The following is a 14,771-nucleotide window of genomic DNA, read 5'->3' as shown; positions in this document are numbered from 1 at the left end:
TATTGTTTAGATGGTTGTCGCGAATGGCAGCGAGTAAGGTAAATCAGTGCTCGACCGCCCGACCAGCAGCCGCACCGGCCCCGCCAGGTCGGTCCAGCCGCCATCCCACAGCTGCATGCGGCGCGCGGCGATGGCGACACGCACTTGCCGCTCCTCGCCGGCGTCCAGGTGAGCCTTGGCAAAGCCGACCAGCGTCAGCTCCGGCTGGTCGCGGTACACCTGCACCACTTCGGCGCCGGCGCGCGCGCTGGTGTTGCGCAGGGTGACGGTCAACTCCCAGCCATCGCCGACGGCTTCAAGTCCGGGCGCGCGCAGCTCGAAGCTGGCATAGCCGAAACCGGCGCCGAAAGCCTGGCGCGGCGCCACGCCCTTCGCTGCCAGTCCCCGATAACCCACCCGCACACCATCGCTGTAATGCAGGTCGCCGTTGGCGTCCGGTTGCAGCGACAGCGCCGGATAGTCGCCGTCTTCGGCGGCGATGCTGACCGGAAGGCGGCCGCCCGGCTCGCGCTCGCCCGCCAGCACCTGCGCCAGCGCCGCGCCGAATTCCTGGCCCGGATACCAGCAGTGTAAAACCGCTTTGGCCAGCCCCTCCCAGCGGGTGTCGAACGCATGGCCCACGTTGGTGACGATGACGGTGTTGGGATTGGCCGCGCACACCTGTTCGATTAGCGCGATCTGCTCGGCCGGCAGGTGGGTGTCGGGACGGTCCTTGCTTTCCACGCTGGCGTCGGACGTCTCGCCCACTATCAGGATCACCGCGTCGGCCTGGCGTGCCTGGTCCAGCGCCTGCGCCATCATCGATTCGGCGCTGCCCGGCCCGCGCACGCCATACCACAGGCCTTGGCAACGCGCGGCCGTGTAACGCAATTCCGCCACCACGGCCACCGTTTGGCCCGCCGCCAGCTGCACGGTCACGCTGTCGGCGTCGCCGCTTTTCAGGCGTCCCATCACGTCGCCGGGCGCCAGTTGCTCGTCGCGGCGGAATACCTCGCGGCCATCGACAAGAAGCCGCAGCGCGCCGGTGCCCCCCACGTAGAACAGATGGCCGCCCGCTTCGGCGGCGGTGTAGGCGCCGCTGGCGCGGGTGGCGGCATCGCGCTGCAAGGCACCCGCCTCGTGCACGCCGTGGAACCAGGTGAGCGAGTTGGTGTCGCGCGTTTCGCTGGCCAGCGGCGCGCCCTCGCAGGCCGGATTGTCGAAGTAATCGATGGTCATGCCGCGCGCGCAGCCGTCACCGAGGTCGCGCGCCGGCCGCGCATCCATGCGCGGCAGCTTCGGTTGCGGGTCCACACCGGGCGCATAGCCGGCGATGGCGTCGCCGAAGCGGAGGCGCAGCGCGTCGATGGGCAGCACTGCGTCTGGCCTGACGGCGATCTTGGCGAAGGTGCCGCCCTGGAAGCACGGCGCGCTGGCGTTGGGGCCGATCACGGCGATGCGAGGATGGCGTTTGATATCGAGCGGCAGCAGCGCGTCCTCGTTGCGCACCAGGGTGAAGCCGGCGGCCGCGGCTTCCACCAGCAGTTCGGCCGCCTTCGCGTCAGTCATCGACGTGCCCTTGGCGCCGCCGAAGCGGCGCGCGGCGCCCGCCACCCGGGCCGCGGCATCGCGCAGGCGGGCGGATGGCACGGCGCCCTCCTCCACCGCGTTCGCGCTGTGCGCGCCGAGAAAGCGCGCCGGCCCCGGCATTTCCAGATCGAGTCCGCCGAGCAGCGAGCCGACCGTGGAATGGGTGCCGAACCAGTCGCTCATGAACACGCCGGCAAACCCCCATTCGTCCTTGGCGATGGCGCCGATCACGGGCGACGCCTCGGCGCACCAGGCGCCATTGACTTTGTTGTAGGCGGTGAGCATGCCGGCGCATTTGGCCTGCGCCGCCAGCTCGAACGGCAGCAGGTACACCTCGCGCAGGGTGCGCGGGTCGACCACGGCGTTCATCTGGTCGCGCGCGGTTTCGCTGTCGTTGCACACCAGGTGCTTGGCGACGGCGCCGGTGCCGGTGGATTGGCAGCCCTCGATCCAGGCAGCCCCCAACTGGCCGCACAGCAGCGGGTCTTCCGAAAAGTATTCGAAGGCGCGCCCCGCCAGCGGACTGCGCGCCAGGTTCAGATTCGGCGCGAGCATCAGGTCCACACCCCGGCGGATCGCCTCGCCGCCCACAAGACGTCCGACTTTTTTCGCCAGCGCCGGGTCCCAGCTGGCGCCCAGCGCGACCGGAGCGGGCGTGAGCAGCGAGACGTCGCGCTCGTCGACACGCGCGCCCGCCACGCCCATCGGGCCGTCGGCCATCGACAGCGACGGGATGTCCGCCGCAGGCACCGCCGCCGTGGCCCACATCGTGGCGCCGGCGGTCAGCATGGCCATGTCGGCCACGCTCAATTGTTGATCCATGCTGCTCTCCTCCAGTGGGCGGCCCTGATGCGGACGGCCATCGTCTTGTTATTTGAATGCGGGTACGACGTGCTTGGCCAGCAGTTCCAAGGTCTGGTTGGCATAGGCCAGGCGGCGCGCGGTCAACGGACCGGTGGTGGTGCCGCACAGGATGTTGCCGATGCCGATCTCTTGGTAGGCACGCAATTTTTCGATCACGGTCTCGGGGCTGCCGTACAGGCACCAGGTGGCCATCCATTCGTCCGACAGCGCGTGGCCGGTGCGGTCGGTCTTTTTGTTGGCGTCGGTGGTTTCCGCCTTGGCGTTAAAGGCCGCTTCGCGTTCGATCGCTTCCTGGTAGTCCGTCAGGATTTCCAGCACTTCGCGGCGGGCCTGCTCGTCGGTCGGCGCCAGGTGCACGCACTGGTAGCTGTGCGTGGTCCACGACAGCGCGTCGGACACCGTCTCGTCGCTGTGTCCCGCCGCAAGCAACTGGCGGTGGTAGTTGCCGAAGTGCTTGGTGACGTGGCTGAGCGGATCGATGCCGCCGATGACGGGCGGCGTAAAAGCGGGAATGAACGCCGGCCAGCCGTTGACGGCAGCGCGCGTGGCGCTGCTTTCCTTGAGGGCGACCGGCATCAGGCGCGCGTGATTGGGGCCGTACGAGGTGGGGGCGATGCGCTGCAGCACGCGGCCCTGGTGGAAGCCCGTCAGCTCCACCGGCGCGTCGTCGATACCCTTCGCCCACAGCGCCTCGGCCGCCTCCAGGTTTTCCTCGGCGATGCGGCCGGCGTCCTTGTAGTTGACGCCGAAGCCGATCATCTCCTCCGGCGTGGTGCCCGAGCCGATGCCGACGAGCAGCTTGCCTTTGGTGAGGTGGTCGAGGATGTTGATCCGCTCGACGAAGCGCACCGGATGGTGCAGCGGCACCGACGTCACCGAGAAGCCGAAGTGCATGTCGGGCAGCTTGGCCGCCAAGTACGAGGCGAACATATAGCTATCGCTGGCCACCGGCATGTAGCCGTTGAAATGGTGGTCCGGCATGAAAATGGCATCGAAGCCGAGTTTGCCGGCCAGCAGCGCGTGCTGTTCCAGGTCGACGATCAACTGTTTGTCGGCGTCCGAGCTCATCGTGCGGGCATTGAGGAAGACGGAAAAGCGCATGGGGTGTCCAGTCATAAGGTTACGGGTCACGGATTTGGCGGCCGTTCGGCGTGCCGCCCCTAAATCAGAATCCGAATTCTTATTATGCTATTTCACCCAAATTTGTAAGTCAACGCCGATTTGCCGCACGGATGCGAGCTATCCAAACGACGAATTGCCAAAAGCCCGGGACATCAACCTGATCTGGCCACGCCACCGGCTGGTCTCTTCCCGCCTACGCTGCCCTCCAGGCATGCACGGCGACCTACAACTGACCGGCACGCCGACTCGATCCATTCCCCAGGACCGCAATAAAAATCCGTCCGAAACGCTGCTCAATTCGGTTCGCGCAGTCCCCAATCGCGTCTGCGAAAATAATCGGCGCTTCCTGCGGCACGTCCATAGCGGCGCTGACCAAGCCGACTACCCTGTCGGGCCATAGCGCAGCGACGATACAGGCAGCTCTACCACCCCAATCGTAGCCGCCGAGAACCGCCTCTTGAATGCGGCCATCCATCAACGCCAGCATATCCGCCCCGAGCGCCGCCTGCCCACCCAAGCGCGGCGTATCCAAGACAAGAGACCTTGCCAGCCAAAATAAAAAAAGCCCCTGAAAATCAGGGGCTTGGTCTCATCCACTTACACTGCGCCGTCACCGGCTGCCGAGCAAAACATCATTCCCACTCGATGGTCGCCGGCGGCTTGCCCGAGATGTCGTACACCACCCGGTTAATCCCGCGCACTTCATTGATGATGCGGTTAGACACTTTGCCCAGCAGCGCGTGCGGCAGGTGCGCCCAATGCGCCGTCATGAAGTCCTGCGTCTGCACCGCACGCAGCGCGACGACGTATTCATAGGTGCGACCATCGCCCATCACGCCCACCGACTTCACCGGCAGGAACACCGCGAACGCCTGGCTGGTCGCTTCGTACCAGTTCGCCGGCACGCTGTCCTGATCGAAGCCCGGCACCACCACCGCCTCGTACGGCGTGTTGCGCAGCTCTTCGATGAAGATGGCGTCGGCGCGACGCAGCAGGTCGGCGAAGTCCTTCTTCACTTCGCCCAGGATGCGCACGCCCAGGCCAGGGCCCGGGAACGGGTGGCGATAAACCATGTCGTGCGGCAGGCCCAGCGCGACGCCCAGCTTGCGCACCTCGTCCTTGAACAGTTCGCGCAGCGGTTCGAGCAGCTTGAGCTTCATCGTCTCCGGCAGGCCGCCGACGTTGTGGTGGCTCTTGATGGTCTGGCCCTTCTTGCCCTTGCCGGCCGACTCGATCACGTCCGGGTAGATGGTGCCCTGCGCCAGCCATTTGGCGTTGACCAGCTTGCCTGACTCGACCTGGAACACTTCGACGAATTCGCGGCCGATGATCTTGCGCTTTTGCTCCGGGTCGGCGACGCCGGCCAGGTGACCCATGAACTGGTCCTCTGCGTCGACGCGGATGACCTTGACGCCCAGGTTCTTGGCGAACATGTCCATGACCATCTTGCCCTCGTCCAGGCGCAGCAGGCCGTGGTCGACGAACACGCAGGTCAGCTGGTCGCCGATGGCGCGGTGGATCAGCGCGGCGGCCACGGACGAATCGACGCCGCCGGACAGGCCGAGGATGACCTCGTCGGTGCCCACTTGCGCGCGGATCTTCTCGACCGCTTCGGAGATGTAGTCCGGCATGTTCCAGTCAGATTTGCAGCCGCAGATCTCGTGCACGAAGCGGCCCAGCATGGCCTTGCCCTGCAACGTGTGCGTCACTTCCGGATGCCATTGCACGCCGTAGAAATGCTTCTCTTCATTGGCCATGGCGGCGATCGGGCAGCTTGGCGTGTTGCCCATCAGGACGAAGCCTGGCGGCATTTCCAGCACCTTGTCGCCGTGGCTCATCCACACCTTCAGCATGCCGTGGCCTTCGTCGGTGACGAAGTCGTTGATGCCGTCGAGCAGCTTGGTGTGGCTGCGCGCGCGCACCTCGGCGTAGCCGAACTCGCGCACCAGGCCGTTTTCCACTTTACCGCCAAGCTGCGCGGCCATCGTCTGCATGCCGTAGCAGATACCCAACACCGGCACGCCCAGCTCGAACACGGCCTGCGGCGCGCGCGGCGAGTCGCCGTCCAGCGTGGAGTTGTGGCTGCCCGACAGGATCACGCCGGCGGCGCCGTAGTTGCGCACGAACTCGTCGCTGACGTCGTACGGGAACACCTCGGAGAACACGCCGGAGTCGCGCACGCGGCGGGCGATCAGTTGGGTGACTTGGGAGCCGAAATCGAGAATGAGGATTTTAGAATGCATGGATATCTACAGAAGAGGTCTGGAATGGAAAAACGCCGGCTTACTAGCCGGCGTTGCAAGGACTGGTTAGTCGCCGGAACGGTAGTTCGGCGCTTCCTTGGTGATTTGCACGTCGTGCACATGCGATTCGCGCATGCCGGCCGAGGTGATCTCGACGAACTCGGCTTTGTTGCGCAGCTCGTCGATGGTGGCGCAGCCGCAATAACCCATCGATTGACGCACGCCGCCGACCAGCTGGAAGATGATCGCCAGCACGCTGCCCTTGTAGGCGACGCGGCCTTCGATACCTTCAGGCACGAACTTGTCGGCCTTCATCGTGGCGTCCTGGAAGTAGCGGTCGGCAGAACCGTCCGACATCGCGCCCAGCGAACCCATGCCGCGATACGACTTGTACGAGCGGCCCTGGTACAGGATCACTTCGCCCGGCGCCTCTTCGGTGCCCGCGAACATCGAACCCATCATCACGGTCGACGCGCCGGCGGCCAGCGCCTTGGAGATGTCGCCCGAGAAGCGGATGCCGCCGTCGGCGATACATGGCACGCCGGTGCCTTCGAGCGCTTCGGCGACGTTCGAGATGGCGGTGATCTGCGGCACGCCGACGCCGGCGACGATACGGGTGGTGCAGATCGAGCCCGGGCCGATGCCGACCTTGACCGCGTCCGCGCCGTATTCGACCAGCGCCTTGGCGGCGGCGGCGGTGGCGATGTTGCCGCCGATGACGTCCACGTGCGGGAACTTGGTCTTGATCCATTTGACGCGGTCGAGGATGCCCTGCGAGTGGCCGTGGGCGGTGTCGACCACCAGCACGTCGACACCGGCGGCGACCAGCAGCTCGATGCGTTCCTCATCCTTGGCGCCCACGCCGACGGCGGCGCCGACCAGCAGCTTGCCTTGCGAGTCCTTCGACGCCAGCGGGTGCTCGGTCGATTTCTGGATATCCTTGACGGTGATCAGGCCGCGCAGTTCGAAGGCGTCGTTGACGACCAGCACGCGCTCGAGGCGGTGCTTGTTCATCAGGCGCTTGGCTTCGTCGCGGTCGGCGCCGTCGCCGCTTTCCTTGATGAACACCAGCTTTTCGCGCGGGGTCATCTTGGCGCGCGCTTCGGCGTCCAGTTCCTGTTCAAAACGCAGGTCGCGGTTGGTGATGATGCCGACCACTTCCTTGCCTTCGACCACCGGGAAGCCGGAGATGCCGTACTGCTCGGTCAGTTTGATGACGTCGCGGATTTTCATCGTCGGCGGGATTGTGATCGGATCGCGCAGCACGCCGGCCTCGAAACGCTTGACCTTGGCCACTTCGCGCGCCTGGTCCTTCGGCTTGAGGTTCTTGTGGATGATGCCGATGCCACCCTCTTGCGCCATGGCGATCGCCAGACGGCCTTCGGTCACGGTATCCATCGCCGCCGACAGCAGCGGAATGTTCAACGTGATATTGCGGGTCAGACGAGTTTTGAGGGACGTATCGGCAGGCAAAACATTCGAGTACGCTGGGACGAGAAGCACGTCATCGAACGTGAGTGCTTTTTGGAGAAGACGCATAGCAATTCCTATAGGCGCAAAAGCAGATTATACAGAGAAAGCGGCGTTCTGTCTGGAACTTCTCCCGGCGCCCTTCGCCACCCATATAATTATTTTAACAATGTTACATTTTGATAGTTTGCTCGTTTGACAAACTAGGTATAGTGCCGCCGACTCTTGGTTATTTGATATTAATCAAGGGCGGATAATATAATCATACAAGGGGTGTATATGAAAAAATCGATCATGAAGTTGTTTTCCGCAGCGGCGCTGATTGCCGCGACCGCGGCGCCGGCCTTCGCCGACACCGCCCAGGGCGCCGACGTCGACGTCTGGTTCTCCGGCTTCAACCTTGTTTCAAACAGCGGCAACACGTTCACCTTTGCCAGCGGCCCGTATGTCGAAGACGGCATTCCAAACCACACCTCGTTCAAACACGCGTTCGACGTCACCGCGCACGAGGGCAAAGTCCTTACGGGCAAACTGAGCTTCACCATGGAAGTGCAGTACCAGTTGGAGACGCCGCCCGGTCCATGGCCGTATGATGGCGACTACAACGCGTACGCGCGCGCGAGCATCGATGTGCTGTCGCCGTACTGCGACACTTGCGGACCGTTTGCCGCCGACCTGGTCGGCAACGCCCAAGGTAGCGCCAGCAGCGCGCCCACCTCCACGCCGACGAGCGGCACTTTGTCGTTCAGCTCCAATGCGAGCGAGGCCAGCGGCAGCTATGACCGTCTCATCGCCTATATGTTTTACAGCCTGGACCCAAATCCCGCCTACGGTTCGATGAGCATCACCGCGTTGACGGTGTCCTTCGACACGGCGCCTGCCGTGAGCCCCGTGCCTGAGCTGCCGCCGTTCGCCATGATGGGTGCGGGTTTGGCGGCTATCGGCGTTTTCGCGCGCTTCAAAGGCCGCAAGAAGGCAGCCGACGCGGCACTGGCGGCATAAGCAGTAGACTGGCTTAAAGCCTGGCTTAAAGCCTGGCTTAAAACGCCGGACGGCGTCGACACCTGTTGACGCCGCCCGGCGCTTCACGCGACATCGGTTGACACCCGGGCCGAATCATGGCGAAATCAGCTCCATAGTTACCGGAGCGCACCATGGACCACCTTCGCAGTACGCGCCGAGCGCATTTCCTGCTCGCCAAATCTTCCGCCCTCTTGCTGGTGCTGCTTGCGCTGGGCCTGCCGCGCGCGGCACTCGCACAGTACATCTGGATCGATGACAAGGGCATCAAGCAATTGTCGGACCGCCCGCCTCCGCCGTCGGTGCCCGAAAAGCGCATTTTGAAGGCGCCGGGCAAGGTCCCGTTCAACCCCAACGCCGCGCCGCCGGAAGCCGATGCGCCGCCGGCAAGCGCCGTCCCGGCAGCCGAAGCCGGAGCCAAGCCCCTTCCCACGCTGGCCGAACGCGACGAGGCCTTCAACAAGCGCCGCACGGACGCCGCAACGGCCGAACGCAAAACCGTCGAAGATGCCCAGCAAAAAGCCGACATCGCCGCCAACTGCGAGGCCGCGCGGCAAAACCAGCGGGCGCTGGACCAGGGTATGCGCATGGTCAACGTCGACAAAAACGGCGAGCGCGCCGTCCTGAGCGACCAGGAACGCGCCGAAATGGGTAAAAAGAATCAAAAAGTGTTGGCTGGCTGCCAATAAGCACTTTCCCCCTCTCCCTTTCGTACTAAGCTGCCGTATGATATCGCTATCAATACCACTATAAGTATTACTGATGACGAAATCACAAGCGGGCAGGAGCCGCGCCAGCGGCCGCATCACCCTGGCGATGGTGGCGAAACACGCCGGCGTGGCGACCATGACCGCGTCGCGCGCCATCACCCAGCCGGACATGGTGTCGCAAGCGCTGCGCGACCGGGTCGACAAAGCGGTCATCGAGCTCGGCTACGTGCCCAACCGCGCCGCCCGCGCGCTGGCCTCGTCGCAATCGAAGGTGATCGCGGTGCTGGTGCCGTCGCTGTCGAACGCCGTGTTCACGGAAGTGCTGGCCGGCATCCAGGACGCGCTCGACGCCGACGACTACCAAATCCTGATCGGCAACACCCGCTATTCGGACCAGGAAGAGGAAAAGCTGATCGGCACCTACCTGCAGTCGAATCCGGACGGCATGCTGTTGTCGGGCCTGTCGCACAGCGACCGAGTGCAGCAGATCCTGACCAACTCGCGCGTGCCGGTGGTGTCGATGATGGACATGTCCACCGACCCGGCCCAGCTGACGGTGGGCTTTTCTCAATTCCAGGCGGGCCAGGCCATGACGCGCTATCTGCTCGACAAGGGCCACAAGCGCATCGGCTTCATCGGCGCCCAGCTCGACGAGCGGACCCTGCGCCGCGCCGAGGGCTACCGCCAGGCCATGAACGAGGCCGGCCTGGCCGACGTCCGGCTGGAAGTCATGGTGGCGGAACCGTCGACCATCGCGCTGGGAGCCGAGCTGCTGGGGCGCATGCTGGCCCAGGCGCCCGACTGCGACGCCATTTTCTGCTGCAACGACGACTTGGCGCACGGCGCCATCTATCAATGCCAGCGGCGCGGCATCTCGGTGCCGACCCAACTGGCGATCTGCGGCTTCAACGACCTGCCGGCGTCGGCATGGATGAATCCGTCGCTGACCACCATCGGCACGCCGCGCTACCGCATCGGCTTCGAGGCGGCCACCCTGCTGCGCGCGGTGATCAAGGGCGAGGTGCCGCCGACGCGCCAGATCGACCTGGGCTTCACGCTGATGGCCAGGGAAAGCGCCTGAGTCCGCGCAGCCCGTCGGCCGTGCCGCTTTGATGCGGCGCACCATAGATTCTTGTTTACAAATCGCGGCAAAAGCTTACACTACAAACAATCTGTTAGCGCTAACATCCCTATCCAAATATGAGTAATCAAACAACGCAGGTCCGCTGGGTCGTCATGGGCGTGAGCGGCTGCGGCAAAAGCTCGGTCGGGCTGCAACTGGCTACCGCACTGGGCGCGCCCTTCCTGGAAGGCGACGCCTATCACTCGTATGCCAACGTCGCCAAGATGTCGGCCGGGATGGCGCTGACCGACGGCGACCGCGCCGACTGGCTGAAGGCTCTGCATGCCGAGATCGCCGTGGCGCGCGACCGCAACGCCGGCCTGGTGCTGTCGTGCTCGGCCCTGAAGCGCCGCTACCGCGACTTGCTGCGCGGCGCCGATCCGCAACTGCGCTTCGCCCATTTGGACGGTCCGCGCGAGCTGATCGCGGCGCGCATGGCGGCGCGCCCAGGCCACTACATGCCGACCTCGCTGCTGGACAGCCAGCTGGCGTCGCTGGAACCGCTGCAGGCCGACGAAGCCGGCATCGTGCTCGACATCGGCAAGGACCCTTCCGAGCTGGTGCGGGAGATTTTAAAAAACAACAAGCAGGAGACACGATGACATCCGCCACAGTTACCGCTACCAGGGTTACCCCCATATTCGCGCCGCCAGCCCCCGGTTGACGGCCGCAAACCGCGCTCTCTCGGGGCGGCGTCTCCCCCTGACCCGTGCGCAGGCATGCGCGCCTGTGCACGGCGTCAGCGATCCGCCCTGTTCGGGCAGTGGAGTTCCGGCTTCACTGCCTGTTTTTACATGTGCAACAATCGACGGCATCAGACTGTCATCGACCGTTAAAACAAGGCGACTGTGAACAAACAACTGACCTGGCGTGAAAAGATCAGCTACGGCATCGCCGATATGGGCTTCAATTTTTATTGGACCAATATCGCTACCTTCCTGCTGATTTACTACACCGACGTCTTCGGCATCTCGGCCGGGGCGGCGGCGTCGATGATGTTTACGATCAAAATCATCAACGCCTTCACCGACCCGATGATCGGCGCCGCCGCCGACCGCACCACCACCCGCTTCGGCAAGTTCCGCCCGTATCTGGTCTGGGTGCCGGTGCCGCTGGCCTGCGCCGCCATCCTCACCTACACCACGCCGGACCTGGGCGAAGACGGCAAGATCATCTGGGCCTACGGTACCTATCTGCTGATGATGGTCTGCTATACCTGCATCAACATCCCCTACAACGCGCTGTCCGGCGTTCTGTCGGCCGATCCGCAGGAACGCTCCACCGTCAACGGCCTGCGCTTCATCTTCGCCTTCGCCGGCGGCACCCTGGTCACCGCCGCCACGCCGGCGATGGTGTCGTGGCTGGGCGCCGGCGACGACAAACTGGGTTGGCAGTTGACGATGCTGGTGTGGAGCGTGTTCGCCTCCGGCCTGTTCGTGCTGACCTTCCTGAACACGCGCGAACGCATCGCGCCGGCGCCCTCGCAAAAATCCAACGTCGCGCAGGACATCCGCGACCTGTCGCAAAACCGGCCGTGGGTGGTGCTGTTCTTCCTGGCGCTGATCATCATGATCACGATCACCCTGCGCACCACCAGCGCGGCTTACTACTTCAAGTATGTGGTGGGACGCCCGGAGCTGATGCAGGGCTTCGTGCCGGCATATATGATCTCGGCCGCCATCGGCGCCTCGATCACGCCCTTCCTCACGCGCTTCGTCGACAAGAAGAAGCTGATGATGATTTTGATGAGCGTTACCGCCGTGCTGTCGTCGGCCTTCTTCTTCGTGCCCAAGGACCAGGTCACGCTGATGTTCGCGCTGCAGATCGGCATGGGCCTGGCCCTGGGACCGAAGTCGCCGCTGGCCTTCTCGATGTACGCCGACACCGCCGACTACAACGAATGGCGCACCGGCCGCCGCGCCACCGCGATGACGTTCGCCGCCGCCACCTTCTCGCAAAAGCTGGGCACCGCGATCGCGGTCGCGGTCATCGGCTCGCTGTTCACGCAGCTCGGCTATGTCGCCAACGCGGCGCAGTCGGTCGGCTCGCAGGCCGGCATCGTCTGGCTGATGTCGTTCATTCCTGCCGCCTTCGCGGCGCTGGCCGTCGCGGTCATGTTCTTCTATAACCTGGACAACACCAAGCTGGTTCAAATTCAGGCGGAGCTGAAAGAACGCAAAGCCAAACTCGCTTGACTACATCGTTGATTCATCACGCTAAATACAGCACGCTTTAATACGGAGACCGTCTCATGCTACGCCCAACCCACAATGGCGACCGCTTCGAACTGACCAGCGCCACGGCCATGCCGCGCGCCGCCGGCTTCCTGTGGAACCAGAAAATGATGATCCAGGTGACCTGCCGCGGTTACGCTGTCGCCCAGTACATGCAGCCGGAGCCCGCCAAGTACGCCTACGCGCCCAACCTGGAGGCCAAGACCTTCATGCAACCGGAGCAGAACTACTACGCCCATCACCCGGGCCGCTTCTTCTACATCAAGGACGAGGAGACGGGCGAGCTGTTCTCAGTGCCGTACGAGCCGGTGCGCACGCCGGTCGACAGCTTCAATTTCTCGGTCGGCAAAAGCGACATCGAATGGACCATCGAGCACCTGGGCCTCAGGATCGAACTGACATTGAGCATACCAACCACCGACGTGGTGGAACTGTGGTCGCTGCGCGTGACCAATCTGTCCGGCCGCGCGCGCAAGCTGAGTGTCTACCCGTACTTCCCGATCGGTTACATGTCGTGGATGAACCAGTCGGGCGAATATCGCGCCGATCTGGGCGGCGTGGTGGCAAGCAGCGTGACGCCGTATCAAAAGGTCACCGACTACTTCAAGCAGAAAGATTTCAAGGACAAGACCTACTTCCTGTGCGAGCAGGCGCCGGTGGCGTGGGAAGTGCAGCAGCAGGCGTTCGAGGGCGAAGGCGGCCTGCATTATCCGAGCGCGATCCAGGACGAATTGCTGGCCAACGGCGACGCGCGCTATGAAACGCCGGCCGCGGTGGTGCAATACCGCCTGGCGCTGGTGGAAGGCCAGTCGCAAGACTACCGCTTCATCTTCGGCCCGGCCTTCGACGACGCGGAAATCGTCGCCATGCGCGAGAAATACCTGGGCGCAGCCGCCTTCGACGCCGCCCGCAAGGACTACGCCGACTACATCGCCGGCGGACGCGGATGCCTGCGCATCGAGACGCCGGACAAGGAGCTCGATAACTTCGTCAACAACTGGCTGCCGCGCCAGGTGTTCTACCACGGCGACGTCAATCGCCTCAGCACCGATCCGCAGACCCGCAACTACCTGCAGGACAATATGGGCATGAGCTTCATCAAGCCCGGCGTGATGCGCGCGGCCTTCCTGCACGCGCTGTCGCAGCAGGAGGCCAGCGGCGCGATGCCGGACGGGATCTTGCTGGCCGAGGGCGCGGAGCTCAAATACATCAACCAGGTGCCGCACACCGATCATTGCGTGTGGCTGCCGGTGGCGCTGAAGGTGTACCTCGACGAAACCGGCGACTACGATATCCTCAACGAGGACGTGGTCGGCCACGAAAGCGGCGTCGCCATCACCGTCTCCGAGCGCATGAGCAGCGCCATGGACTGGCTGCTGCAGGCGCGCGACAAGCGTGGCTTGAGCTACATCGCCCAGGGCGACTGGTGCGATCCGATGAACATGGTCGGCTACAAGGGGCGCGGCGTGTCGGGCTGGCTGACGGTGGCCACGGCCTACGCGCTGAACCTGTGGGCCGACATTTGCGAGAAAAGCGGCGCCAGCGCCTCGCTCGCCGAAAGCGCGAAGCACTTCCGCGCCGGCGCCGTGGCGGTCAACCGCGCGGCCAACGAACACCTGTGGGACGGCGACTGGTACGCGCGCGGCATCACCGACGACAATGTCACCTTCGGCATCAGCAAGGACAAGGAAGGCCGCATCTATCTGAACCCGCAGGCCTGGGCGATACTGGGCGGCGCGGCCGATGCCGGCAAGCGCGCGGCGATGAAGGCGCAGGTCGCGGAGCAACTGGACACGCCATACGGCGTGGCGATGTTCGCGCCGCCCTACAGCGCCATGCGCGACGACGTCGGCCGCGTGACGCAAAAGCATCCCGGTTCGGCGGAAAACGGCGCGGTCTACAACCACGCGTCGATCTTCTACATCTACAGTCTGTACACCGTCGGCGAAGGCGACCGCGCCTACAAGCTGCTGCGCCAGATGATTCCCGGCCCGAGCGAGGCCGATTACCTGCAGCGCGGCCAGCTGCCGGTGTTCATCCCCAACTACTATCGCGGCGCGTATCACCAGTATCCGCGCACGGCGGGCCGCTCCAGCCAGTTGTTCAACACGGGCACCGTGTCGTGGGCCTACCGCTGCTTCATCGAGGGACTGTGCGGCTTGAAAGGCGATAGCGACGGTTTGCTGGTCGATCCACAGCTGCCCAAGCACTGGGACGGCATCAAGGTCACGCGCCAGTTCCGCTACGCTACCTTCGAAGTGTCGATCCGCCGCGCCGACGTGAGCGAAATTCAGGTCACGCTGGACGGAAAACGATTGCCTGAACCGCGCGTGACCGGTATCGTTGCGGGTGGAGTATACGCGCTCGAGGTTTTAATCCCGCGCGCCGACCTATAAATCGAAATATAAGGACATTG

Annotated in this window: 10 protein-coding genes and 1 pseudogene; 6 read left to right on the top strand and 5 right to left on the bottom strand. The window is 64.2% G+C overall.

The genetic code is table 11. The features are described from left to right. Nucleotides 1-6: 6 nt before the first annotated feature. From NHH88_15410 to guaB, 5 genes and pseudogenes are all read right to left on the bottom strand, one after another. The gene (locus tag NHH88_15410) at nucleotides 7-2,391 is read right to left on the bottom strand and encodes a glycoside hydrolase family 3 C-terminal domain-containing protein (protein ID USX17102.1); all 2,385 of its coding nucleotides are present in this window, start codon (nucleotides 2,389-2,391) and stop codon (nucleotides 7-9) included. 48 nt (nucleotides 2,392-2,439) lie between these two features. Then, complete coding sequence (locus tag NHH88_15405; protein USX17101.1) at nucleotides 2,440-3,534, bottom strand: LLM class flavin-dependent oxidoreductase; 1,095 nt, start codon at nucleotides 3,532-3,534, stop codon at nucleotides 2,440-2,442. Nucleotides 3,535-3,922: 388 nt separating this feature from the next. Beyond that, nucleotides 3,923-4,081, bottom strand: a pseudogene (locus tag NHH88_15400) (alpha/beta hydrolase). A gap of 106 nt (nucleotides 4,082-4,187) precedes the next feature. After that, nucleotides 4,188-5,798: a glutamine-hydrolyzing GMP synthase gene (gene guaA / locus NHH88_15395; protein ID USX17100.1), complete on the bottom strand. Its 1,611-nt coding sequence runs from the start codon at nucleotides 5,796-5,798 to the stop codon at nucleotides 4,188-4,190. 66 nt (nucleotides 5,799-5,864) lie between these two features. Continuing rightward, nucleotides 5,865-7,337: an IMP dehydrogenase gene (gene guaB, locus NHH88_15390; GenBank protein ID USX17099.1), complete on the bottom strand. Its 1,473-nt coding sequence runs from the start codon at nucleotides 7,335-7,337 to the stop codon at nucleotides 5,865-5,867. A gap of 210 nt (nucleotides 7,338-7,547) precedes the next feature. On the opposite strand from guaB, the gene NHH88_15385 reads away from it, so the two are divergent. The 6 genes from NHH88_15385 to NHH88_15360 all read left to right on the top strand — a co-directional run bounded on the left by NHH88_15385 (nucleotide 7,548) and on the right by NHH88_15360 (nucleotide 14,751). Further along, nucleotides 7,548-8,270 (top strand): hypothetical protein, encoded by a 723-nt coding sequence (locus NHH88_15385; protein ID USX17098.1) that lies wholly within the window; start codon nucleotides 7,548-7,550, stop codon nucleotides 8,268-8,270. A 152-nt stretch (nucleotides 8,271-8,422) separates the two neighbouring features. After that, on the top strand, nucleotides 8,423-8,977 hold the full coding sequence (locus NHH88_15380) for a DUF4124 domain-containing protein (protein ID USX17097.1): 555 nt from the start codon (nucleotides 8,423-8,425) through the stop codon (nucleotides 8,975-8,977). Between the two features lie 73 nt (nucleotides 8,978-9,050). Beyond that, on the top strand, nucleotides 9,051-10,079 hold the full coding sequence (locus NHH88_15375; GenBank protein ID USX17096.1) for a LacI family DNA-binding transcriptional regulator: 1,029 nt from the start codon (nucleotides 9,051-9,053) through the stop codon (nucleotides 10,077-10,079). 119 nt (nucleotides 10,080-10,198) lie between these two features. Then, a complete protein-coding gene (locus NHH88_15370) occupies nucleotides 10,199-10,723 on the top strand; it encodes a gluconokinase (protein USX17095.1) in 525 nt (174 codons plus the stop codon). A gap of 246 nt (nucleotides 10,724-10,969) precedes the next feature. Then, nucleotides 10,970-12,316 (top strand): MFS transporter, encoded by a 1,347-nt coding sequence (locus NHH88_15365; protein USX17094.1) that lies wholly within the window; start codon nucleotides 10,970-10,972, stop codon nucleotides 12,314-12,316. A gap of 56 nt (nucleotides 12,317-12,372) precedes the next feature. Next, entirely contained in the window at nucleotides 12,373-14,751 is a 2,379-nt protein-coding gene (locus NHH88_15360; protein ID USX17093.1) for an NdvB protein, read from the top strand. The last annotated feature ends 20 nt before the right edge of the window (nucleotides 14,752-14,771 follow it).

It is taken from the genome of Oxalobacteraceae bacterium OTU3CAMAD1, assembly GCA_024123915.1.
Lineage (GTDB): Bacteria > Pseudomonadota > Gammaproteobacteria > Burkholderiales > Burkholderiaceae_D > Rugamonas.
The sequence above is the reverse complement of the archived record's forward strand: the minus strand, read 5'-3'. Positions and strand labels throughout refer to the sequence as shown.